The organism is Pseudomonas sp. GW822-FHT02D10, assembly GCF_058802345.1.
In genome coordinates this window covers 1-20,217 of sequence record NZ_JBXAOB010000030.1, presented here as the reverse complement: position 1 = coordinate 20,217, position 20,217 = coordinate 1, and the positions used below count along the sequence as shown (strand labels likewise).

Below are 20,217 nucleotides of genomic sequence, written 5' to 3'. Positions count from 1 at the left end.
AAGATATTTTTTGGAGAAGCAGGCAAAACCGGGAACTGAACGACTGCGACATCGTGCCCTAAAAGCAGCGTATGCGTCTCGCAGCAATTGCGCCTGCGGCGGGACTATATGACGAGGCTTTTAGATAGGAAAATAATATAAATTAAGTTTGTTATTCTTTTTTTGAATATATGACATTTTCGGTAAAGATCGCAGCCTGCGGCAGCTCCTACAGGTGTACGTGCGTAGGAGCTGGCGAAGCCTGCGATCTTTAAAATGCCCCCGCGTAGGCAAACAACGCCGGTGCGCCGCCGGTGTGCAGGAAGATGATCGGGCCGTCATTGAAGCGCTGCCGGCCGATACCATCGAGCAAGCCGGCCATGGCCTTGCCGGTGTAGACCGGGTCGAGCAACAGGCCTTCCTGACTGGCCAGCAACTTGACAGCAGCCAGTGTGCCGGCGTTCGGCTCGCCGTAACGCGGGGCGAAATACTCGTCCCACAGTTCAACCTTGAAGCTCTTCGGCAGGCTCACCCCCAGCAGTTCGGCAGTACGCTCAGCCAGGCCCTGGACCTTCGGTCGCTGGTCTTCGTCGCTGCGCGAAACGGTGACACCGATCACCGGCAAGCTCGGCAGCACTTCGCTCAGCGCCAAGGCCAGACCGCTGTGAGTCCCAGCGCTGCCCGAAGCCAACACCACCGCAGCAAACTCCAGCCCGCTGTCCTCGATTTGCCCGGCCAGTTCCAGTCCGGCCCGTACATAGCCCAATGCGCCCAAAGCATTGGAACCGCCAATCGGCACCAGATAGGGCTTCTTGCCATTGCTGCGCAGACGCTCGGCCAAGGCTTGTAGCTGTTGGTCGGCGTTGTCGAGGTTGTTCACCAGCTCAACCTTGGCATCGAACAGATTCAGCAACAGTCGATTGCCGTTGCCCAGGTAATTGCTGTCATCGGTACCGATCGGATTCTCCAGCAGGGCGACGCAACCCAGCCCCAGTTTGGCGGCCAGGGCTGCCGTCTGGCGCACGTGGTTGGACTGGATGGCACCGGCGGTGATCAGCGTGTCAGCGCCTTGCGCAAGCGCGTCAGCGGCGAGGTATTCGAGTTTGCGTAGCTTGTTGCCGCCCATGGCCAGCGGTGTCAGGTCGTCACGTTTGACGTAGACATCGCGCCCTGACCAGGCCGACAAGCGTTCGAGCTTTTCCAGAGGAGTGGCGTTGGCCAGAAGGTCCAGACGATTAAAGCGAGCAAGCTGTTGTTTGATCATGGGGCCGCACGGGTCGAAGAATGTCACTGGACTATAGGCAGGCCGATTTGCTCGGGCAACCGTCAACATCGCTTATGCCAAAAAATGCTGAGAACAGCACAATTCGTTCTTAATTCCGCTTTGGGCGCATACCGTAAAGTGAACACCGTTTAGGCGGCCTTACCGTCCGGCCGCAGCACATGAGGAGTTTTACCGTGAGCCAGCGTTCCAGCCATTGGCAATTACAGACCATCGTCAGCCAACTGCGCACTGCCCGCGACCAGTGGCGTGCACAGAACGGTCGTATCAGCGGCGAGCAGGGCGGACGTGAGCTGCCATCACGCGCAGCGATGGCAGATATTCTCGAAGCGCTCTGTGGTGCGCTGTTTCCGATGCGCCTGGGCCCGGTGGACTTGCGTGAAGAGAGCGAAGACTTCTACGTCGGGCACACGCTGGATGTGGCGCTGAACGCGTTGCTGGCTCAGGCGCGGTTGGAACTGCGCTACGTTGCGCGGCAAAGTGCCCGGGTCGATACCGAAGTCGAGGCACGGGCGATCAGTCTGATCCAGGATTTCGCCCTGGCTTTGCCGGGTCTGCGCAGCTTGCTGGATTCCGATGTGCTGGCGGCGTATCACGGCGACCCTGCAGCCCGCAGCGTCGATGAAGTGCTGCTGTGCTATCCGGGGATTCTGGCGGTGATTCACCATCGTCTGGCCCACCATTTGTACCGCGCGGGGCTGCCGTTGCTAGCGCGGATCAGTTCGGAAATCGCCCACTCGGCCACCGGTATCGACATTCACCCGGGCGCGCAGATCGGCCGTAGTTTTTTCATCGACCACGGAACGGGTGTGGTGATCGGCGAGACGGCGATCATCGGCGAGCGGGTGCGCATCTACCAGGCCGTGACCCTCGGCGCCAAACGCTTCCCGGCCGACGAAGACGGCCAGTTGCAGAAGGGCCATCCGCGCCATCCGATCGTTGAAGACGATGTGGTGATTTATGCCGGCGCGACCATTCTGGGACGGATCACCATCGGCAAGGGCTCGACCATCGGCGGTAACGTCTGGCTGACCCGCAGCGTACCGGCCGGCTGCAACCTGACCCAGGCCAATCTGCAGCATGATGACGGGACGCAGAAGTAAGCCCGAGCCTTTCACTGCCTGACCGGCCGTCATCGCGAGCAAGCTCGCTCCCACAGTGGTTCATGTCGTTCACAACGTTGTGGGCTGACAAAGTTTCAATGTGGGAGCGAGCTTGCTCGCGATTGATTTCAAGCCGGATCGAGATAATGGCATTCAGCCAATTTCCCACTAAACGAATTCCCCATACCCCGCGTCATACCTACCCCTGAGCCAACGTACAAAACGCACCACCGAGCCTTGCGATTAGTCCTCACAGCCCATCCATGTTTAACTTGAACGTTCATTCAAGTTAAACCGGTGGTTCGCTGCCCGCTCACAACAGGAGGCTAGCTTTTGCTGAGTCCGTTTTTTACTGCCACGTTTTACCCCCTCAAGGTGCACGCTTCATGAGTGCATCAACCCCCCCTCCAAGCGGTCAGATCCGTATGAATCCGCCGGTGTTCTACTTCGCGGCGACCTTCATTTTACTGTTCGGCCTGGTGGTCATCGCCTTCCCGCAACAGTCCGGCGCCTGGCTGCTGGCGGCGCAAAACTGGGCGGCCAATACGGTCGGCTGGTACTACATGTTGGCGATGACCCTGTATCTGGTCTTCGTGGTGGTCACCGCCTTGTCTGGCTACGGCAAGATCAAGCTCGGTGCCGACCACGACGAGCCCGAGTTCAGTTACCTGTCGTGGGCCGGCATGCTGTTCGCCGCCGGGATCAGCATTACGCTGTTTTTCTTCTGTGTGTCCGAACCGCTGACGCACCTGCTGCAACCACCTCAGGGCGAGGCCGGCACAGCCGATGCGGCACGCCAGGCGATGCAGATCCTGTTTTTGCATTGGGGCCTGCATGGCTGGGGGGTGTTTGCTTTTGTCGGCATGGCGCTGGCCTACTTCGCCTATCGGCATAACCTGCCGCTGGCCCTGCGCTCGGCGCTGTATCCACTGATCGGCAAACGCATCAACGGCCCGATCGGGTATGCGGTGGATGGCTTCGGCATCATCGCCACGGTGTTCGGTCTGGGCGCGGACATGGGCTTCGGTGTGTTGCACCTCAACGCCGGCCTCGACTACTTGTTCGGCATCGCCCATACCCAGTGGATTCAGGTCGGCCTGATCACGCTGATGATGGGCGCGGCGATCATCGTCGCGGTTGCTGGCGTCGATAAAGGCGTGCGGGTGATGTCCGACATCAACATGCTGCTGGCCTGTGCGTTGCTGCTGTTCGTGTTGTTTGCCGGTCCCACCCAGCACTTGCTCAACACCCTGATCCAGAACCTGGGCGATTACCTCGGCGCCTTGCCAATGAAGAGTTTCGACCTTTACGCCTACGACAAACCCAGCGACTGGCTGGGCGGCTGGACGGTGTTCTACTGGGCCTGGTGGATCGCATGGTCGCCGTTCGTGGGCCTGTTCATCGCGCGTATTTCCCGTGGCCGGACCATCCGCGAATTCGTCTTCGGCGTGCTGTTGATTCCGCTCGGTTTCACCCTGGCGTGGATGTCGATCTTCGGTAACAGCGCCATCGACCAAGTGCTCAACCATGGCATGAGTGCCCTTGGCCTGTCGGCCATCGATAACCCGTCGATGACCCTTTACCTGTTACTGGAAACCTACCCGTGGAGCAAAACGGTGATCGCCGTCACGGTGTTCATCAGTTTCGTGTTCTTTGTGACCTCGGCCGACTCTGGCACCGTGGTGCTCTCGACGTTGTCCGCCAAGGGCGGTAACGCCGATGAAGACGGGCCGAAATGGCTGCGGGTGTTCTGGGGCGCGATGACCGCGTTGGTCACCAGCGCATTGTTGTTCGCCGGCAGCATCGACTCGTTGAAATCAGCGGTGGTGCTGACGTCGTTGCCGTTTTCGCTGATTTTGCTGCTGATGATGTGGGGGCTGCACAAGGCGTTCTACCTCGAGTCGCAGAAGCAGATCGCCCAGTTGCATTCGTTGGCGCCGGTCTCGGCATCACGGCGCGGCAAGGGCGGCTGGCGTCAGCGCTTGAGTCAGTCCGTGCACTTTCCGTCGCGTGACGAGGTGTACCGTTTCCTCGACACGACGGTGCGTCCGGCGATTGAAGAAGTGACCGCGGTGTTTGTCGAGAAGGGAGTGAACGTGATCGCTCAACCGGACCCGGCCAACGACAACGTCAGCCTGGAAATCGGTCACGGCGATCAGCCTCCGTTCATCTACCAGGCGCAAATGCGCGGTTACTTCACGCCGTCTTTCGCCCGTGGCGGGATGGGCTCCAAAGAGCTCAACAACCGTCGCTACTACCGGGCTGAAGTGCACCTGAGCGAAGGCAGTCAGGATTACGATCTGGTGGGCTACACCAAGGAGCAAATCATCAACGACATCCTCGATCAGTACGAGCGGCACATGCAGTTCCTGCATCTGGTGCGCTGACCGAGGCCGGTGGCGCTCAAGCGTTGCTCATGGCCATGAACAGCACCAGAGCAGCCACCGGCACACCGAACACCATGAAGCCCACCATCAATTCCGAGACCAGAGGCTGACCGGCGGTGATCATGCCGATGGCGCCGTTGATCACCGTCAGTGCCAGCCACAGGACCACGAAGCTGTAGGTCAGGGTCTGGCGGCTGAAGCCGAGCTTCTGACCGATGAACAGCATCAGCGCCAGCAGAACCAGGCCGAAGGTGATGATGATTGTGGTGTGCATGATGTGTGCTCCTGAGCCGGTATTCGTCCTACCGAGCATAGGCGTCGTTCAGCAGAATGGCGCTCAAACCAACCCGCCGTTGGCACGCAGGATTTGCCCATTGACCCAGGTCGCCGCCGGACTGACCAGAAAGGAAATGACGTTGGCGATGTCTTCTGGCTGACCGAGCCGTTCCAGCGGCGGCATCTTGGCGAAGGTCTGGATCTGCTCTTCGCTTTTGCCATGCAGGAACAGTTCAGTGGCGACCGGACCGGGGGCCACCGCGTTGACCGTGATGTGGCGACCGCGCAGTTCCTTGGCAAACACTTGGGTAAGAGATTCCACCGCCGCTTTGCTGGCGATGTACACCGCGTAGCCAGGCAGGTTCATGCCCACCGTGCTGCTGGAAAAATTGACGATGCGGCCACCGGCATTCAGGCGGGTCGCGGCTTCGCGCAAGGTGTTGAAGGTGCCACGGGTGTTGATGGCGAAGGTCTGCTCGAACAGTTCGTCGCTGTGTTGCGCCAGCGGCAGGACGTTGAGGATCCCGGCGTTGTTCACCAGCACCTCGACTTTGCCCAGTTGCGTTTCGGTTTCGTCGAACATCCGGCTCACGTCGGCGGCGTTGGACACATCGGCCTTGATCGCTATGGCTTGATGGCCGGCCTGGCGCAGCTCGACGACCAGTTTTGAGGCTTCAGCGGCGCTGCTGGCGTAGTTGATGGCCACGGCGAAACCTTCGGAGGCGAGTTGTTTGGCGATGACGGCACCGATGCCGCGGGAGGCGCCGGTCACGATGGCCACTTTCGAAATTTGAGTCGTCATGAAGGGGGTTCCTTTGAGGGGGGGGGAGGTTGTTTGCTGTGTGTGAAGCCAGATTCACATGTTTACTCAGGGCGATAAATGCACGAGAGTTGCCTTGACTGTTCAATAATCACCAACAATCCATTACCGGGAGTGAACCGTGGATCAGGTCAAAGCGATGAAGGTTTTCGTGCGGATCTACGAGCGCAGCAGCTTCACGCTCGCCGCCGATGACTTGAACCTGCCGCGCGCGACCCTGACCCACACCCTCAACCAGTTCGAAGCCTGGCTCGGCACCCGATTGCTGGAACGCAGCACGCGACGCGTCCGCCCGACGCTCGACGGTGAGGCGTATTACCTGCGTTGCGTGCAATTGCTGGCGGAGCTGGAGGAGGCTGAGCAGGCGTTTCGGACGGTGGCACCGAAAGGGCGGCTGAGGGTCGATTTACACGGCACGCTCGCCAAGTACTTCGTGATTCCGGCATTGCCACAGTTCATGGAGCGCTACCCGGAGATCGAGTTGTCCATCAGCGAGGCCGATCGCTTCGTCGACCTGATCGCCGAGGGCGTCGATTGCGTGCTGCGCGCCGGCACCTTGGGGGACTCTGCGTTGATCGGCCGGCGCGTCGCCACCTTGCGCCAGATCACCTGCGCCAGCCCGGCGTACCTGCGTCAATACGGCGAACCGAAAAGCCTCGCGGATCTGACTCACCACCGCGCGGTGAACTACGTCTCGCGCACCACCGCCAAGCTGTTTCCGTTCGAATTCATGGTCGACGGCGAACTCAGGGAAGTCGCCATCGACGGTGCGCTGTCGGTGTTCGGCGCGGAAATCTATGCGGCATCAGCGGTTGCCGGATTGGGGCTGATCCAATGCCCGCACTACCGCATGGCCGAGCAGATTTCCCAAGGGTTGGTGCAAGAGGTGTTGCTCGACACCCCGCCACCCCCGATGCCGGTGTCGGTGCTCTACCCGCACAACCGACACATGTCGCCACGGGTCCGGGTGTTTGTGGAGTGGGTGGCTGAGGTGTTTGCGCACGCGGTTTGACCGTGATCGTTCCCACGCGGGAGTGGGAACGATCAGCAGCAGCTACCCAGAATATGTGAAACGTTTCAGCATTTAGTCAAACACCCCGTTTTGGATGCGTTGCCTGAGCGTATGCTGGGCAACGCTGACGACTTCGTCGTTCAAAACAAGAGAGGGTTCGATGACTTACACCGCTGCTGCTGATCGTTACGACTCCATTCCTTACCGCCGCGTCGGTCGCAGCGGGCTGGTGCTGCCGGCACTGTCGCTGGGCCTGTGGCACAACTTCGGCGACAGCACGCCGATCGATACCCAGCGTGCACTGTTGCGTACCGCCTTCGACCTGGGCATCAACCACTTCGACCTGGCCAACAACTACGGCCCGCCGTACGGCAGTGCCGAGGTCAACTTCGGTCGTTTGCTGCGCGAAGACTTCAAGCCGTATCGCGATGAGCTGATCATTTCCAGCAAGGCTGGTTGGGATATGTGGCCAGGCCCTTACGGCCAGGGCGGTGGCTCACGCAAGTACGTGCTGGCTAGCCTCGACCAGAGCCTGCAACGCCTTGGCGTCGACTACGTGGATATTTTCTATTCCCACCGCTTCGACCCGGACACGCCACTGGAAGAAACCGCCAGCGCACTGGCGACCGCCGTGCAGCAGGGCAAGGCGTTGTACATTGGCATCTCGTCCTATTCGGGGGCGAAAACCCGTGAAATGGCAGCGCTACTGCAAGAATGGAAAGTGCCGCTGCTGATCCACCAGCCGGCCTACAACCTGCTCAACCGCTGGGTGGAAAAAGACCTGTTGGACACCACCGACGAGCTCGGCGCGGGTGTGATTGCCTTCACCCCGTTGGCTCAAGGCCTGCTGACCGACAAGTACCTTAACGGCGTGCCCAAAGACGCACGAGTCAATCGTCCGGGCGGTGGCTCGCTGCAAGCCTCGCACCTGTCCGAAGCCAACATCGCCCTTGTGCGCGGCCTTAACGAAATCGCCAAACGGCGTGGCCAAAGCCTGGCGCAACTGGCATTGGCATGGACGCTGCGCGACCCTCGGGTGACCTCCGCACTGATCGGCGCCAGCCGCCCGGAGCAGATTATCGAGAACGTTGGGGCGTTGAAGAATTTGAGCTTCAGCGTTGAGGAGCTGGCGGAGATCGACCGGTTCGCCCAAGAGGGTGGGATTAATCTTTGGGAGAAGCCTTCGACGGCAGAGTAACCCCGTAATGATCGTTCCCACTGCGTGGGAACGATCGGAGGATTTAGTTACTGATCGCCAGAATGCTCGCCTGATACGACCCGACAAACACGTCGAAATCGCCGACTTCGTTCTGCTCCAGCTCGGTTTGCTGAGCCAGCGACGACTGCGCCAACTCCTCAAAACGAGCCTGCTCTTCAGCTGCCAGCGGTTCGCTGCGGAAGAATTCGGCGTGCGCCTGGCTCTGGCGCAGGGAGAACTGGGCGAAGCTTTCCTTGTGGTCGGTCATTGCCGCCAGCACTTGGGCGGAAGGGGTCAGGGACACGTCCATGATCTTCGCCAGTTGAGCGTCGAGGGCTTTGCTATGGGCGTCACCGCCGTGGCTCTGATCGAGCAGCGCGGCCAGCGGGGCGATTTTTTCCAGCAGCTCGCTGGCCCACTCTTTCATGTCTACCGACTCGCCATCGCGTTGCAGTTGCAGGCCCGGACGGCGACCTTCCTTGACCACGCTGAGGAAGTTCGAGGTGGCGTTGCCGCAGGAATTGCTGGTCAGCAGCGGGCTTTCGTTCAGCGCGCAATACAGCAGGAAAGCATCGAGGAAACGCGCCTCCGGCAGGTCAATGCCCATCGGCATGAACGGGTTGATGTCCAGCAGGCGCACTTCAACGTACTGGATACCACGGGCCATCAGCGCCTGGATCGGCCGCTCGCCGGTGTAGGTCACGCGTTTCGGGCGGATGTTGGAGTAGTACTCGTTTTCGATCTGCAGGATGTTGGTGTTGAGCTGAACCCACTCGCCGTCCTGGTGCGTGCCGATTTCGACATACGGCGGGTAAGGTGTGGCCACTGCTTTGCGCAGGCTGTCGGTGTAGCTGTTCAAGTCGTTGTAGCACGGCGTCAGCCCGGCTTGCGCGTTGCTCTGGTAACCCAGATCGCTCATGCGCAGGCTGGTGGCGTAGGGCAGGTACAGCGTTTCGGCGTCGAATGGCTCCAACTGATGGGAACGACCGCGCAGGAAGCCGGCGTCCAGCGCTGGCGAAGAACCGAACAGGTACATCAGCAGCCAGCTGTAGCGGCGGAAGTTGCGAATCAGCGCGATATAGGCCGACGACTGATAATCGCGGTCGGTGCCGACAAAGCCTTCAGCTTCTTTGAGCAGCGGCCAGAGTTTTTCCGGCAGGGAAAAGTTGTAGTGAATCCCGGCGATGCACTGCATGGTCTTGCCGTAACGCAGGGCCAGGCCCTTGCGATAGACATACTTGAGTTGACCGATGTTGGACGTGCCGTAGTAGGCGATCGGGATATCGTCCTCGGCCGGCAACGGGCACGGCATCGATGGACTCCACAGGTACTCGTTGCCGAGCTTGCTGTAGGCAAAACGGTGAATCTTGTCCAGGCTGCTCAGCGTGTCCGCAGGATCGGCCAAGGCAGGCGTGATGAACTCCAGCAGCGACTCGGAATAGTCGGTGGTGATCTGTTCGTTGGTCAGCGCGGAACCCAGGCTTTCAGGGTGCGGCGTTTGCGCCAGGCGACCGTCGCTCGTTACGCGCAGGCATTCACGTTCGATGCCGTGAAGACACTGTTCGAGCAGAGAGAGGTTAGCGCGCTCGCCGAGCAGAGCCAGGCGGCGGTTGAGAAGTTCGCTCAAGTTGGATTCCTTCACGCGTCAGTCGCCCCAATATGGGGGTGGGCAGGACGGTCTACAAGGGTGAAGTTGAAACTGGCGTTTTCGCCTGGTTTTTTGAGCCGCACAGGCCTAATGCCGGTCATTCAGAAACGGCGCAATCCCTGTGGGAGCAAGCTCGCTCCCACAGGATTCGCAACGCCGAAATTAACTCAATTTGATGACAGGGAGCTATAGGACAGCGAACGTGCCTTGTGCTTTTGCGACCAGTTTGTCGCCTTGCATCACGTCAGCTTCGACCACCAGCGTGCGCCGGCCCGGGTGAATCACCCGGGCGGTGCACAGTACTTCGCCTTCGGAAACGGCGCGCACGTAGTTGATCTTGCACTCGATGGTCGCGCTCTGCTGGTCGAAACCATGGGAACTGGAACAGGCCAGCCCCATGGCAATGTCCACCAGGCTGAACAGCGCCCCGCCGTGCAGCTTGCCACCGCGATTGCGCAGCTCAGGCTCGAGCGCCAGGGCGACTTGCGCCACCCCGACCTCAAGGCTGTGCAAACGGCAACCCAGCAGCTTGAAAAAAGCGCTTTCGGTCAACCCCGCCGGGATCTCCATCAGCGCTTCTTCAACTGCTTGGCATTGGCGAACAGCGACGCCATGGCGTTGCTGGACGGCGCCGCTGCCGTGGTTTCTTTACGCGCAGCGGTGCTCGAAGACTGACGCGGCGCCGAACCTGGACGCGAGCCACGGGCACCGTCGATTTTCTCGCCCGGGGTGTCGCTCATGCGCATCGACAGGCCAACGCGTTTGCGCGGGATGTCGACTTCCATGACCTTGACCTTGACCACGTCGCCGGCCTTCACCGCTTCACGCGGATCCTTGATGAACTTCTCGGAAAGCGCGGAGATGTGCACCAAACCGTCCTGATGCACGCCGATATCGACGAAAGCACCAAAGTTGGTCACGTTAGTCACCACACCCTCGAGGATCATCCCCAGTTGCAAGTCCTTGAGGTCTTCGACGCCTTCCTGGAATTCGGCAGTCTTGAACTCCGGACGCGGGTCGCGGCCCGGCTTCTCCAGTTCTTGCAGGATGTCAGTGACCGTTGGCAGACCGAAAGTTTCGTCGGTGTACTTCTTCGGGTCGAGACGCTTGAGGAAGCTCGCGTCACCGATCAGCGAGCGGATGTCGCGGTCGGTTTCAGCGGCGATGCGTTGCACCAGCGGATAGGCTTCCGGGTGAACCGCAGAGGAATCCAGCGGGTTGTCGCCGTTCATCACTCGCAGGAAGCCGGCGGCTTGTTCGAAGGTCTTTTCGCCGAGGCGGGCGACTTTCTTCAACGCAGCGCGGGTTTTGAAGGCGCCGTGTTCGTCGCGGTGAGTCACGATGTTCTGCGCCAGGGTCGCGTTGAGGCCGGAGATACGGGCCAGCAGCGCGACGGAGGCGGTGTTCACATCGACGCCGACGGCGTTCACGCAGTCCTCGACCACCGCGTCCAGGCCACGCGCCAGTTTCAGCTGCGACACGTCGTGCTGGTATTGGCCGACACCGATGGATTTCGGATCGATCTTCACCAGCTCGGCCAGCGGATCCTGCAGGCGCCGGGCAATCGACACCGCGCCGCGGATCGACACGTCGAGGTCCGGGAATTCCTTGGAGGCCAGTTCCGAGGCCGAGTACACCGAAGCGCCGGCTTCGGAGACCATGACCTTGGTCATTTTCATCGCCGGGTATTTTTTGATCAGGTCCGCGGCGAGTTTGTCGGTTTCACGGCTGGCGGTGCCGTTGCCGATGGCGATCAGGTCCACCGAGTGCTTGGCGCACAGGGCCGCGAGCACGGCGATGGTCTGGTCCCACTTGTTGTGCGGCACGTGCGGGTAAACCGTGGCGTGGTCCAGCAGCTTGCCGGTGGAGTCGACCACCGCCACCTTGCAGCCGGTGCGCAGGCCCGGGTCCAGGCCCAGCGTGGCGCGTGGGCCGGCGGGAGCGGCCAGCAGCAAGTCGTGCAGGTTGTGCGCGAAGACGTTGATCGCTTCGGTCTCGGCGCCGTCACGCAGCTCACCGAGCAGGTCGGTTTCCAGGTGCGTGTAGAGCTTGACCTTCCAGGTCCAGCGCACCACTTCACCGAGCCATTTATCGGCCGGGCGGTTCTGGTTGGCGATGCCGAATTGCTGACCGATCATGCCTTCGCATGGGTGCATGGTGCCCGGCAGTTCGTCGCCGACTTTCAGTGCGGAGCTGAGGATGCCTTCGTTGCGGCCACGGAAAATCGCCAGGGCGCGGTGCGATGGCATGCTTTTCAGCGGTTCGTCATGTTCGAAGTAATCGCGGAACTTGGCGCCTTCTTCTTCCTTGCCGGCGATGACGCGGGCACTGAGCGTGGCTTCCTGCTTCAGGTAGCCGCGCAGCTTGTCGAGCAGGTTGGCGTCTTCGGCGAAGCGTTCCATGAGAATGTATTTGGCGCCTTCGAGGGCTGCTTTTACGTCCGCCACGCCTTTTTCGGCGTCGACGAAGCGTGCGGCTTCGGTGTCTGGCGTCAGGCTCGGGTCGTTGAACAGGCCGTCGGCCAGTTCGCCGAGGCCGGCTTCCAGGGCAATCTGGCCCTTGGTGCGGCGCTTCTGCTTGTACGGCAGGTACAAATCTTCGAGGCGGGTCTTGGTGTCGGCGAGCTTGATGTCGCGTTCAAGTTGCGGGGTCAGCTTGCCTTGCTCTTCGATGCTGGCAAGGATGCTGATGCGCCGTTCGTCGAGTTCTCGCAGGTAGCGCAGACGCTCTTCCAGGTGCCGCAACTGGATGTCATCGAGGCTGCCGGTCACTTCTTTCCGGTAGCGGGCGATGAAGGGCACCGTGGAGCCTTCATCGAGTAGCGCGACGGCCGCTTCGACCTGTTGTGGGCGTACACCGAGTTCCTCGGCGATGCGGCTGTTGATGCTGTCCATAAAACCACCTGACAAATTGTGAAAGCAGGCTCGCGGGCGCAGGGAATAAGGCCCGGCGAGTCTGGTTGAGCGGCCTGGCCAGCGCCGCTACCTGGATCAAAAGGCATCCCATTGACCCGTGGAATCGAAAAATCACTGCCAGGCGTAAAAATAAAAAGCCACCACTGGCAGTAACGATCAGACGTTGCCCGACACAAAAGGCCGCGCATTATAACCGCCGTTCTGCCCGATGGGGGCATCGCAGCCTGTAGGCATAAAGGCCGTATCGCTGGCGGCACAGGAAAAATCTGCTAACAATGCACACGGTGCGTATAACGGCAGCTACGCCATAATGCGCGCCGAGATCAAAGGAGCATCCAATGAGCAGCACTGCACAAACTGCTGAAGGCGAAAAAATTCTTATCGTTGACGACGATCCAGGGCTCAGCAGCCTGCTGGAACGTTTTTTCGTCAGCAAGGGCTACCGTGCCCGCGCCGTACCGAACACCGAACAGATGGATCGTCTGCTGGCGCGTGAAGTGTTCAACCTGGTCGTCCTCGACCTGATGTTGCCCGGCGAAGACGGCCTGACCGCCTGCCGCCGTCTGCGTGGCGCGAACAACCAGATCCCGATCATCATGCTCACCGCCAAGGGCGACGAGCTGAGCCGTATCAAAGGCCTGGAACTGGGCGCCGACGATTACCTGGCCAAGCCGTTCAACCCGGACGAGCTGATGGCACGCGTCAAAGCGGTCCTGCGTCGTCAAGCGGCGCCAGTGCCGGGCGCGCCGGGCAGCGAAGACGAAAGCGTGACCTTCGGTGATTACGAATTGTCCCTGGCGACTCGTGAACTCACGCGCGGCGACGAAGTACACATGCTCACCACCGGTGAGTTCGCGGTCCTCAAGGCGCTGGTGATGAACGCGCGTCAACCGCTGACCCGCGACAAGCTGATGAACCTGGCCCGTGGCCGCGAATGGGACGCCCTGGAGCGCTCCATCGACGTACAGATCTCCCGCCTGCGCCGGATGATCGAGCCTGATCCGTCGAAACCACGCTACATTCAAACGGTCTGGGGCGTGGGCTACGTGTTCGTCCCGGACGGCACCGCGACCAAGTGATCGGTGATTTGTAGGAGCGGGTTAACCGGGCAATGCGTCACCCGGTTGATTCGCGATCCGCAATTCTGCGAGCCTCGCTCGCTCCTGCAAAGTATGTAGCGGTTGTCTATGAAAACCCCCGTGTGGTTCCCCCAGAGTTTCTTCGCCCGCACCCTCTGGCTGGTGCTGATCGTCGTGCTGTTTTCCAAGGCGCTGACCCTGGTTTATCTGTTGATGAACGAGGATGTGCTGGTGGATCGCCAATACAGCCACGGTGTCGCGCTGACCTTGCGTGCCTACTGGGCTGCGGATGAAGAAAACCGAGCGAAGATTGCCGATGCCGCGACACTGATCCGTGTGGTGGGCGCCGGTGTGCCCGAGGGCGAGCAGCATTGGCCCTACAGTGAAATCTACCAACGACAGATGCAGGCCGAGCTGGGCGCCGACACGGAAGTGCGATTACGCATGCATTCACCGCCGGCGCTTTGGGTCCGGGCGCCAAGCCTGGGCGATGGCTGGCTGAAAGTACCGCTGTACCCCCATCCGTTGCGTGGCCAGAAAATCTGGAACGTACTCGGTTGGTTCCTCGCCATCGGCTTGTTATCCACCGCGTCGGCGTGGATTTTCGTCAGCCAGCTCAATCAGCCGCTGAAACGTCTGGTCGATGCCGCCCGACAACTGGGTCAGGGCCGCAGCGTGCGTCTGCCGATCAGCGATACCCCCAGTGAAATGACCGAGGTCTATCGGGCGTTCAACCAGATGGCGGAAGACGTTGAACAGGCCGGTCGCGAACGTGAATTGATGCTCGCCGGGGTGTCACACGACCTGCGCACACCGCTGACCCGCTTGCGTCTGTCGTTGGAACTGATGGGCAACCACAGCGACCTGAGCGACGACATGGTGCGTGATATCGAAGACATGGACGCGATTCTCGACCAGTTCCTGGCGTTCATTCGCGATGGTCGGGACGAGTCGGTCGAAGAGGTCGATCTGAGTGACCTGGTGCGTGAAGTGGCGGCGCCTTACAACCAGAGCGAGGAGCGGGTGCGCTTGCGCCTGGAGTCGATTCAGCCGTTCCCGTTGCGTCGGGTTTCGATGAAGCGCCTCTTGAACAACCTGATTGGTAACGCCTTGCATCACGCGGGTAGCGGCGTTGAGGTGGCGGCGTATGTCTCGGGCGATGTCAGCGCGCCGTATGTGGTGCTGAGCGTCATGGACCGTGGCGCCGGGATCGATCCGTCAGAGCTGGAAGCGATCTTCAACCCCTTCACCCGTGGCGACCGTGCGCGGGGCGGCAAGGGCACCGGGTTGGGGCTGGCCATCGTCAAGCGGATTGCGTCGATGCATGGCGGTAACGTTGAACTGCGCAATCGCTCGGGTGGCGGGTTGGAAGCGCGGGTGCGGTTGCCGCTTGGGTTGATGTTGCCAAGAGACGCGGTTTAAGAAGCCAGCATTGTTGTTGGGACTTAGGGCCTCTTCGCGAGCAGGCTCGCTCCCACAGGGATCTCGGTCGTACACAATTGTGTGTTCGCCGAAGATCAAAATGTGGGAGCGAGCTTGCTCGCGAAGGCGGCGTCCCTGCCACCGAAAAGGTTGAGGTTAGCCCTTGCCTTTGGTCCGCGTCATGTTCGGCCCGCCGTTTTTCTCAATGTGCTCAATGATGATCCCCGCCACGTCCTTGCTGGTGGTGGTTTCGATCCCTTCCAGCCCCGGCGACGAGTTCACTTCCATCACCAGCGGCCCGTGGTTGGAACGCAATATATCCACGCCCGCCACGCTCAGGCCCATGACCTTGGCCGCACGCAGCGCGGTCATGCGTTCTTCGGGGGTGATCTTGATCAGGCTGGCGCTGCCGCCACGGTGCAGGTTGGAGCGGAACTCGCCGGGCTTGGCCTGACGCTTCATCGCGGCGATGACCTTGTCGCCGACCACGAAGCAACGAATATCCGCACCGCCGGCTTCCTTGATGTACTCCTGAACCATGATGTCCTGCTTGAGACCCATGAATGCCTCAATCACCGACTCCGCCGCCGTCGCGGTTTCACACAGCACCACGCCGATGCCCTGGGTGCCTTCCAGCACCTTGATCACCAGCGGTGCGCCGTTGACCATTTCGATCAGGTCGGGAATGTCGTCCGGCGAGTGAGCAAAACCGGTGACCGGCAAACCGATACCGCGACGCGAAAGCAGTTGCAGCGAGCGCAGTTTGTCCCGCGAGCGGGCAATGGCCACCGACTCGTTGAGCGGGAACACGCCCATCATTTCGAACTGGCGCAACACCGCGCAGCCATAAAAAGTCACCGAGGCGCCGATCCGCGGGATCACTGCGTCGAAGCCTTCCAGCGGCTTGCCACGGTAGTGGATCTGCGGCTTATGACTGGCAATGTTCATATAGGCGCGCAGGGTATCGACCACCACCATCTCATGGCCGCGTTCGGTGCCGGCTTCAACCAAACGACGAGTGGAATACAGACGCGGGTTCCGCGACAGCACAGCGATCTTCATGCAACACCTGTGGAGGAGGTAGTGGACACCGGGAACACCGGCTTGTCTTGAACGTATTTAATGTCCGGATTGACCACCAACTGGCCGTCGATCAGGGCTTTGGAACCGAGTAACAGGCGATAACGCATAGACTTGCGGCAGGCGAGGGTGAACTGCACTCGCCAAACCCGATCGCCGAGTGCCAGGGTGGTGCTGATCACGTAACGCACCTGCGCTTGGCCGTTGGAGCTTTTAATGGTTTTCATCGTCACCAGCGGCGCTTCACATCGGCGGTGACGCAACTGCACCACCGTGCCCAGGTGCGCGTTGAAGCGCACCCACTTTTCCCCGTCGCGCTCGAACGGCTCGATTTCGGTGGCATGCAGGCTGGAGGTGCTGGCGCCGGTGTCGATCTTCGCCCGCAGGCCGGCGACTCCCAAATCAGGAAGCGCCACCCACTCGCGCAGACCCACAACGGTCAAATGGTCAAATGTCTTCAAATGTGCTCAACCGGTGAGAAGCCCGCTCGCACCGCAAAGCGGCCGAATTCGCGGTATTCACGCAGAATAATAGGTAAAAGGCGACAGATATCTACGGCCCGGATTTCCGGCTCCCGAGCCAGGCTCAGTAGCGTCGCGCATTGTATGCTGAACCGGTGAAATTCATGGCACGACAGAAACGGTAGTACAGTTCAGAAATATTTCAGAATGAGGAAATCCCATGGCACAAAAAAACGAAGAGGACGACAAAGTCCGTCTCGATAAGTGGTTGTGGGCGGCGCGCTTCTACAAAACCCGCGCGCTGGCCAAAGCGGCGATCGAAAGCGGCAAAGTGCATTGCCGGGGCGAACGCTGCAAGCCGGGCAAAGAACCAAGAATTGGTGACGAGTTTCAGATTCGCGCCGGTTTTGATGAGCGTACGGTTGTAGTCCAGGCGCTATCGATCGTCCGCCGTGGCGCCCCCGAGGCCCAGACGTTATACGCCGAAACCGAAGCCAGCATCGCCAAGCGCGAAAACGCCGCGGCCCTGCGCAAGGCCGGCGCCCTGGGCGTCAGCACCGACGGCAAACCGAGCAAGAAACAGCGCCGGGATCTGTTCAAGTTTCATGGCAGCAGCAACGAATAAGGGTTGGCCCCTAACGGGACTAAACTACACCGCGTCAAATTGCCGCGGTTTTGCCTCGCTTGGAACAATCCAGGATTGTTCATAAAATGCCTGCCATGGCTAATATCAATGCACCCAAACGGTGCTCAAGGCGCAATTCCCAGCCCTTGTAATCCTTTAGTTTTCACTTCAGATACCCAGACCTATGACTGATCTACCGGATACCGACTACACCCAACGCTTCATCTTCGATGACAGCGATACCCGCGGCGAACTGGTGGCGTTGGAGCGTAGCTATGCCGAAGTCCTCGCCAAACATCCCTATCCGGAGCCAGTCGCACAACTGCTCGGCGAGCTGATGGCGGCTGCGGCGCTGCTGGTCGGCACCTTGAAGTTCGATGGCTTGCTGATCCTGCAGGCGCGTTCCGAAGGCCCGGTGTCGCTGTTGATGATCGAGTGCTCCAGCGAGCGTGAAATCCGTGGCCTGGCGCGTTACGACGCAGACAAGATCGCCGCCGACGCGACCCTGGCCGACATGATGCCCAACGGCGTGCTGGCACTCACCGTCGACCCGACCCAAGGCCAGCGTTACCAAGGCATCGTCGACCTTGATGGCGGGACCCTGTCGGAATGCTTCACCAACTATTTCGTCATGTCCCAGCAAGTCGGCACGCGCTTCTGGCTGAACGCCGATGGTCGTCGTGCCCGTGGTCTGCTGCTGCAACAACTGCCGGCCGACCGCCTGAAAGATGAAGAAGAACGCGCCGCCAGCTGGCAGCACATCACTGCGCTGGGCAGCACCCTGACCGCCGATGAATTGCTCAGCCTGGACAACGAAACCATCTTGCACCGTCTCTACCACGAAGAGCAGGTGCGCCTGTTCGACGTGCAGAAACTACGCTTCCGTTGCAGCTGCTCGCGTGAGCGCTCGGGCAATGCGTTGGTCAGCCTGGGTCTGGAAGATGCCCAGGCACTGGTCATCGAACACGGTGGCCGCATCGAGATCGACTGCCAGTTCTGCAATCAGCGTTACCTGTTCGACGCGGCCGATATCACCCAATTGTTCGCTGGAGCGGGTGTGGATACACCGTCAGATACTCGTCACTAAAACGCTTCAGCGCAGGTAAATTCACTGCTAAACGCCGGAATAACACCGTCCTGACGGGAGGACCCTACTCTTTTCAGGCTTTTCTGGCATAATCCGGCCCACTTTTTTAGCGGTAGTAGTGCGCGACTTTCTACTACAAAACGTTTGGAGCACTCGGCCACTGGCCGACGGGGAACCTCATGACGCAAGCCAATAATGCTGTGTACACCGATCTGAGTGTTGATGATCTGGTTAAAGAAGCCCTGAATCGCGGCGAGGGCGAGCTTGCCGATACCGGCGCACTGGTGGTTCGTACCGGTCACCGTACGGGTCGTTCGCCAGTCGACCGTTTCATCGTTGAAGAGCCAACCACTCAGGCCGCCATCGCCTGGGGCCCGATCAACCGCAAGTTCCCGGCCGACAAGTTCGACGCCTTGTGGGCTCGCGTCGAGGCGTTCAACAACGCGCAAGAGCATTTCGTTTCCCACGTGCACGTAGGTGCGGCCACCGAGCACTACCTGGCCGTGAAGATGACCACCCAGACTGCCTGGCAGAACCTGTTCGGCCGTTGCCTGTTCATCAACCCGGCCCAGTACAACCCGGCCGGTCGTGAAGAGTGGCAAGTTCTGAACGTCGCCAACTTCGAGTGCGTGCCAGAGCGTGACGGCACCAACTCCGACGGCTGCGTGATCATCAACTTCGCCCAGAAGAAAGTGCTGCTCGCCGGCATGCGCTACGCCGGTGAAATGAAGAAAGCCATGTTCTCGGTGCAGAACTTCCTGCTGCCGGCCGCCGACGTGCTGCCAATGCACTGCGCCGCCAACATCGGCGAAGCAGGCGACGTGACCCTGTTCTTCGGTCTGTCCGGCACCGGCAAGACCACCCTGTCCGCCGACGAAAGCCGTTACCTGATCGGTGACGACGAGCACGCTTGGGGCGAGGGCGTGGTGTTCAACATCGAAGGCGGTTGCTATGCCAAGTGCATCGACCTGTCCGAGAAGAACGAGCCGGTCATCTGGAAAGCCATCAAGCACGGTGCAGTTCTGGAAAACGTTGTGCTGGACGACGCCAAGAAGGCTGACTACGCCGACGGCAGCCTGACCCAGAACAGCCGCGCCGCTTACCCACTGGAGCACGTCGAGAAGCGTTCCGAGAAGAACCTCGGTGGCGAGCCAAACGCGGTGATCTTCCTGACCTGCGACCTGACCGGCGTACTGCCGCCAGTCTCGATCCTCAGCGAAGAACAAGCGGCCTACCACTTCCTGTCCGGCTACACCGCGCTGGTGGGCTCGACCGAAATGGGTTCGGGCAGCGGCATCAAGTCGACCTTCTCCACCTGCTTCGGCGCACCGTTCTTCCCGCGTCCGGCTGGCGAATACGCAGAACTGCTGATCAAGCGCATCCGCGGCTTCGGCTCCAAGGTTTACCTGGTCAACACCGGCTGGACCGGCGGCGGCTACGGCGTCGGCAAACGCTTCAACATCCCGACCACTCGCGGCGTCATCGCAGCGATCCAGAGCGGCGCGTTGATCGGTGCAGCCACCGAACACCTCGACACCATCAACCTCGACGTGCCATTGGCTGTGCCAGGCGTTGAGACTGGCCTGTTGAACCCACGTAATACCTGGGCTGACAAGGCTGCTTACGATGAGGCTGCCAAGGCGTTGGCTGGGTTGTTCGTTGAGAACTTCAAGAAGTTTGAAGTGAGCGACGCGATCAAGGCTGCTGGGCCGAAGTTGTAATTGATTCGGTAGTGGTTTGAGGTAAGAGAAAGCCGCCCTTAGGGGCAGCCCTTTCAAGGTCTTTTCCCTTTATGGGCCTTAAGCACCCGATCCGTCGACACATGAGCATGCGCAGCCTTTCC

General features: G+C 60.4%; 17 protein-coding genes. 9 read left to right on the top strand and 8 right to left on the bottom strand.

Annotation, left to right across the window (positions count from 1 at the left end):
• Window positions 1-250: 250 nt before the first annotated feature.
• Window positions 251-1,243: a D-cysteine desulfhydrase gene (locus tag AC1RPZ_RS27000; RefSeq protein ID WP_493140911.1), complete on the bottom strand. Its 993-nt coding sequence runs from the start codon at window positions 1,241-1,243 to the stop codon at window positions 251-253.
• A 194-nt stretch (window positions 1,244-1,437) separates the two neighbouring features.
• Here AC1RPZ_RS27000 and epsC point away from each other — a divergent pair, with 194 nt between their 5' ends.
• Together epsC and betT are read left to right on the top strand one after the other, a co-directional pair.
• Window positions 1,438-2,364, top strand: coding sequence for a serine O-acetyltransferase EpsC (epsC, locus tag AC1RPZ_RS26995; RefSeq protein WP_493140909.1), 927 nt, complete (start codon window positions 1,438-1,440; stop codon window positions 2,362-2,364).
• Window positions 2,365-2,789: 425 nt separating this feature from the next.
• Window positions 2,790-4,751: a choline transporter BetT gene (gene betT / locus AC1RPZ_RS26990; protein WP_493140933.1), complete on the top strand. Its 1,962-nt coding sequence runs from the start codon at window positions 2,790-2,792 to the stop codon at window positions 4,749-4,751.
• A gap of 16 nt (window positions 4,752-4,767) precedes the next feature.
• On the opposite strand, the gene AC1RPZ_RS26985 is transcribed toward betT, so the two are convergent.
• Both AC1RPZ_RS26985 and AC1RPZ_RS26980 read right to left on the bottom strand, forming a co-directional pair.
• Complete coding sequence (locus AC1RPZ_RS26985; protein WP_493140907.1) at window positions 4,768-5,025, bottom strand: hypothetical protein; 258 nt, start codon at window positions 5,023-5,025, stop codon at window positions 4,768-4,770.
• 63 nt (window positions 5,026-5,088) lie between these two features.
• Window positions 5,089-5,829 carry an SDR family oxidoreductase gene (locus AC1RPZ_RS26980; protein ID WP_493140905.1) on the bottom strand — a complete coding sequence of 247 codons (741 nt, stop codon included), beginning with the start codon at window positions 5,827-5,829 and terminating at the stop codon, window positions 5,089-5,091.
• 139 nt (window positions 5,830-5,968) lie between these two features.
• Here AC1RPZ_RS26980 and AC1RPZ_RS26975 point away from each other — a divergent pair, with 139 nt between their 5' ends.
• Both AC1RPZ_RS26975 and mgrA read left to right on the top strand, forming a co-directional pair.
• The gene (locus AC1RPZ_RS26975) at window positions 5,969-6,859 is read left to right on the top strand and encodes a LysR family transcriptional regulator (protein ID WP_493140903.1); all 891 of its coding nucleotides are present in this window, start codon (window positions 5,969-5,971) and stop codon (window positions 6,857-6,859) included.
• Between the two features lie 160 nt (window positions 6,860-7,019).
• Window positions 7,020-8,057 carry an L-glyceraldehyde 3-phosphate reductase gene (gene mgrA, locus AC1RPZ_RS26970; protein WP_493140901.1) on the top strand — a complete coding sequence of 346 codons (1,038 nt, stop codon included), beginning with the start codon at window positions 7,020-7,022 and terminating at the stop codon, window positions 8,055-8,057.
• 43 nt (window positions 8,058-8,100) lie between these two features.
• On the opposite strand, the gene gshA is transcribed toward mgrA, so the two are convergent.
• The 3 genes from gshA to AC1RPZ_RS26955 form a co-directional block, all read right to left on the bottom strand.
• The gene (gene gshA, locus AC1RPZ_RS26965) at window positions 8,101-9,684 is read right to left on the bottom strand and encodes a glutamate--cysteine ligase (RefSeq protein WP_493140899.1); all 1,584 of its coding nucleotides are present in this window, start codon (window positions 9,682-9,684) and stop codon (window positions 8,101-8,103) included.
• Between the two features lie 207 nt (window positions 9,685-9,891).
• Window positions 9,892-10,275 (bottom strand): PaaI family thioesterase, encoded by a 384-nt coding sequence (locus AC1RPZ_RS26960; RefSeq protein ID WP_493140897.1) that lies wholly within the window; start codon window positions 10,273-10,275, stop codon window positions 9,892-9,894.
• Window positions 10,275-12,599: a Tex family protein gene (locus AC1RPZ_RS26955; protein ID WP_493140895.1), complete on the bottom strand. Its 2,325-nt coding sequence runs from the start codon at window positions 12,597-12,599 to the stop codon at window positions 10,275-10,277. The genes AC1RPZ_RS26960 and AC1RPZ_RS26955 overlap by 1 nt, the downstream gene beginning before the upstream one ends.
• Before the next feature lie 359 nt (window positions 12,600-12,958).
• Between AC1RPZ_RS26955 and ompR the strand changes: the two genes are divergently transcribed.
• The gene (gene ompR / locus AC1RPZ_RS26950) at window positions 12,959-13,699 is read left to right on the top strand and encodes an osmolarity response regulator transcription factor OmpR (protein ID WP_493140893.1); all 741 of its coding nucleotides are present in this window, start codon (window positions 12,959-12,961) and stop codon (window positions 13,697-13,699) included.
• Window positions 13,700-13,807: 108 nt separating this feature from the next.
• The gene (locus tag AC1RPZ_RS26945) at window positions 13,808-15,121 is read left to right on the top strand and encodes an ATP-binding protein (RefSeq protein WP_493140889.1); all 1,314 of its coding nucleotides are present in this window, start codon (window positions 13,808-13,810) and stop codon (window positions 15,119-15,121) included.
• Window positions 15,122-15,277: 156 nt separating this feature from the next.
• On the opposite strand, the gene rimK is transcribed toward AC1RPZ_RS26945, so the two are convergent.
• Window positions 15,278-16,183: a 30S ribosomal protein S6--L-glutamate ligase gene (rimK, locus tag AC1RPZ_RS26940; RefSeq protein ID WP_493140887.1), complete on the bottom strand. Its 906-nt coding sequence runs from the start codon at window positions 16,181-16,183 to the stop codon at window positions 15,278-15,280.
• On the bottom strand, window positions 16,180-16,662 hold the full coding sequence (gene rimB / locus AC1RPZ_RS26935) for a retropepsin-like aspartic endopeptidase RimB (RefSeq protein WP_493140885.1): 483 nt from the start codon (window positions 16,660-16,662) through the stop codon (window positions 16,180-16,182). The genes rimK and rimB overlap by 4 nt, the downstream gene beginning before the upstream one ends.
• A 220-nt stretch (window positions 16,663-16,882) precedes the next feature.
• On the opposite strand from rimB, the gene AC1RPZ_RS26930 reads away from it, so the two are divergent.
• The 3 genes from AC1RPZ_RS26930 to AC1RPZ_RS26920 all read left to right on the top strand — a co-directional run bounded on the left by AC1RPZ_RS26930 (window position 16,883) and on the right by AC1RPZ_RS26920 (window position 20,095).
• The gene (locus AC1RPZ_RS26930) at window positions 16,883-17,287 is read left to right on the top strand and encodes an RNA-binding S4 domain-containing protein (RefSeq protein WP_493140883.1); all 405 of its coding nucleotides are present in this window, start codon (window positions 16,883-16,885) and stop codon (window positions 17,285-17,287) included.
• A 184-nt stretch (window positions 17,288-17,471) separates the two neighbouring features.
• Window positions 17,472-18,374 carry an Hsp33 family molecular chaperone HslO gene (hslO, locus tag AC1RPZ_RS26925; protein WP_493140881.1) on the top strand — a complete coding sequence of 301 codons (903 nt, stop codon included), beginning with the start codon at window positions 17,472-17,474 and terminating at the stop codon, window positions 18,372-18,374.
• Between the two features lie 179 nt (window positions 18,375-18,553).
• The gene (locus tag AC1RPZ_RS26920) at window positions 18,554-20,095 is read left to right on the top strand and encodes a phosphoenolpyruvate carboxykinase (protein ID WP_493140879.1); all 1,542 of its coding nucleotides are present in this window, start codon (window positions 18,554-18,556) and stop codon (window positions 20,093-20,095) included.
• Window positions 20,096-20,217 lie beyond the last annotated feature (122 nt).

Bases quoted from the DNA above. Each gene is read 5' to 3' on its own strand.
- AC1RPZ_RS26930 (WP_493140883.1), top strand. From the start codon at position 16,883: ATGGCACAAAAAAACGAAGAGGACGACAAAGTCCGTCTCGATAAGTGG.
- AC1RPZ_RS26980 (WP_493140905.1), bottom strand. From the start codon at position 5,829: ATGACGACTCAAATTTCGAAAGTGGCCATCGTGACCGGCGCCTCCCGC.
- hslO (WP_493140881.1), top strand. From the start codon at position 17,472: ATGACTGATCTACCGGATACCGACTACACCCAACGCTTCATCTTCGAT.
- AC1RPZ_RS27000 (WP_493140911.1), bottom strand. From the start codon at position 1,243: ATGATCAAACAACAGCTTGCTCGCTTTAATCGTCTGGACCTTCTGGCC.
- betT (WP_493140933.1), top strand. From the start codon at position 2,790: ATGAATCCGCCGGTGTTCTACTTCGCGGCGACCTTCATTTTACTGTTC.
- mgrA (WP_493140901.1), top strand. From the start codon at position 7,020: ATGACTTACACCGCTGCTGCTGATCGTTACGACTCCATTCCTTACCGC.
- AC1RPZ_RS26985 (WP_493140907.1), bottom strand. From the start codon at position 5,025: ATGCACACCACAATCATCATCACCTTCGGCCTGGTTCTGCTGGCGCTG.
- AC1RPZ_RS26960 (WP_493140897.1), bottom strand. From the start codon at position 10,275: ATGGAGATCCCGGCGGGGTTGACCGAAAGCGCTTTTTTCAAGCTGCTG.
- AC1RPZ_RS26945 (WP_493140889.1), top strand. From the start codon at position 13,808: ATGAAAACCCCCGTGTGGTTCCCCCAGAGTTTCTTCGCCCGCACCCTC.
- ompR (WP_493140893.1), top strand. From the start codon at position 12,959: ATGAGCAGCACTGCACAAACTGCTGAAGGCGAAAAAATTCTTATCGTT.
- AC1RPZ_RS26920 (WP_493140879.1), top strand. From the start codon at position 18,554: ATGACGCAAGCCAATAATGCTGTGTACACCGATCTGAGTGTTGATGAT.
- rimK (WP_493140887.1), bottom strand. From the start codon at position 16,183: ATGAAGATCGCTGTGCTGTCGCGGAACCCGCGTCTGTATTCCACTCGT.
- AC1RPZ_RS26955 (WP_493140895.1), bottom strand. From the start codon at position 12,599: ATGGACAGCATCAACAGCCGCATCGCCGAGGAACTCGGTGTACGCCCA.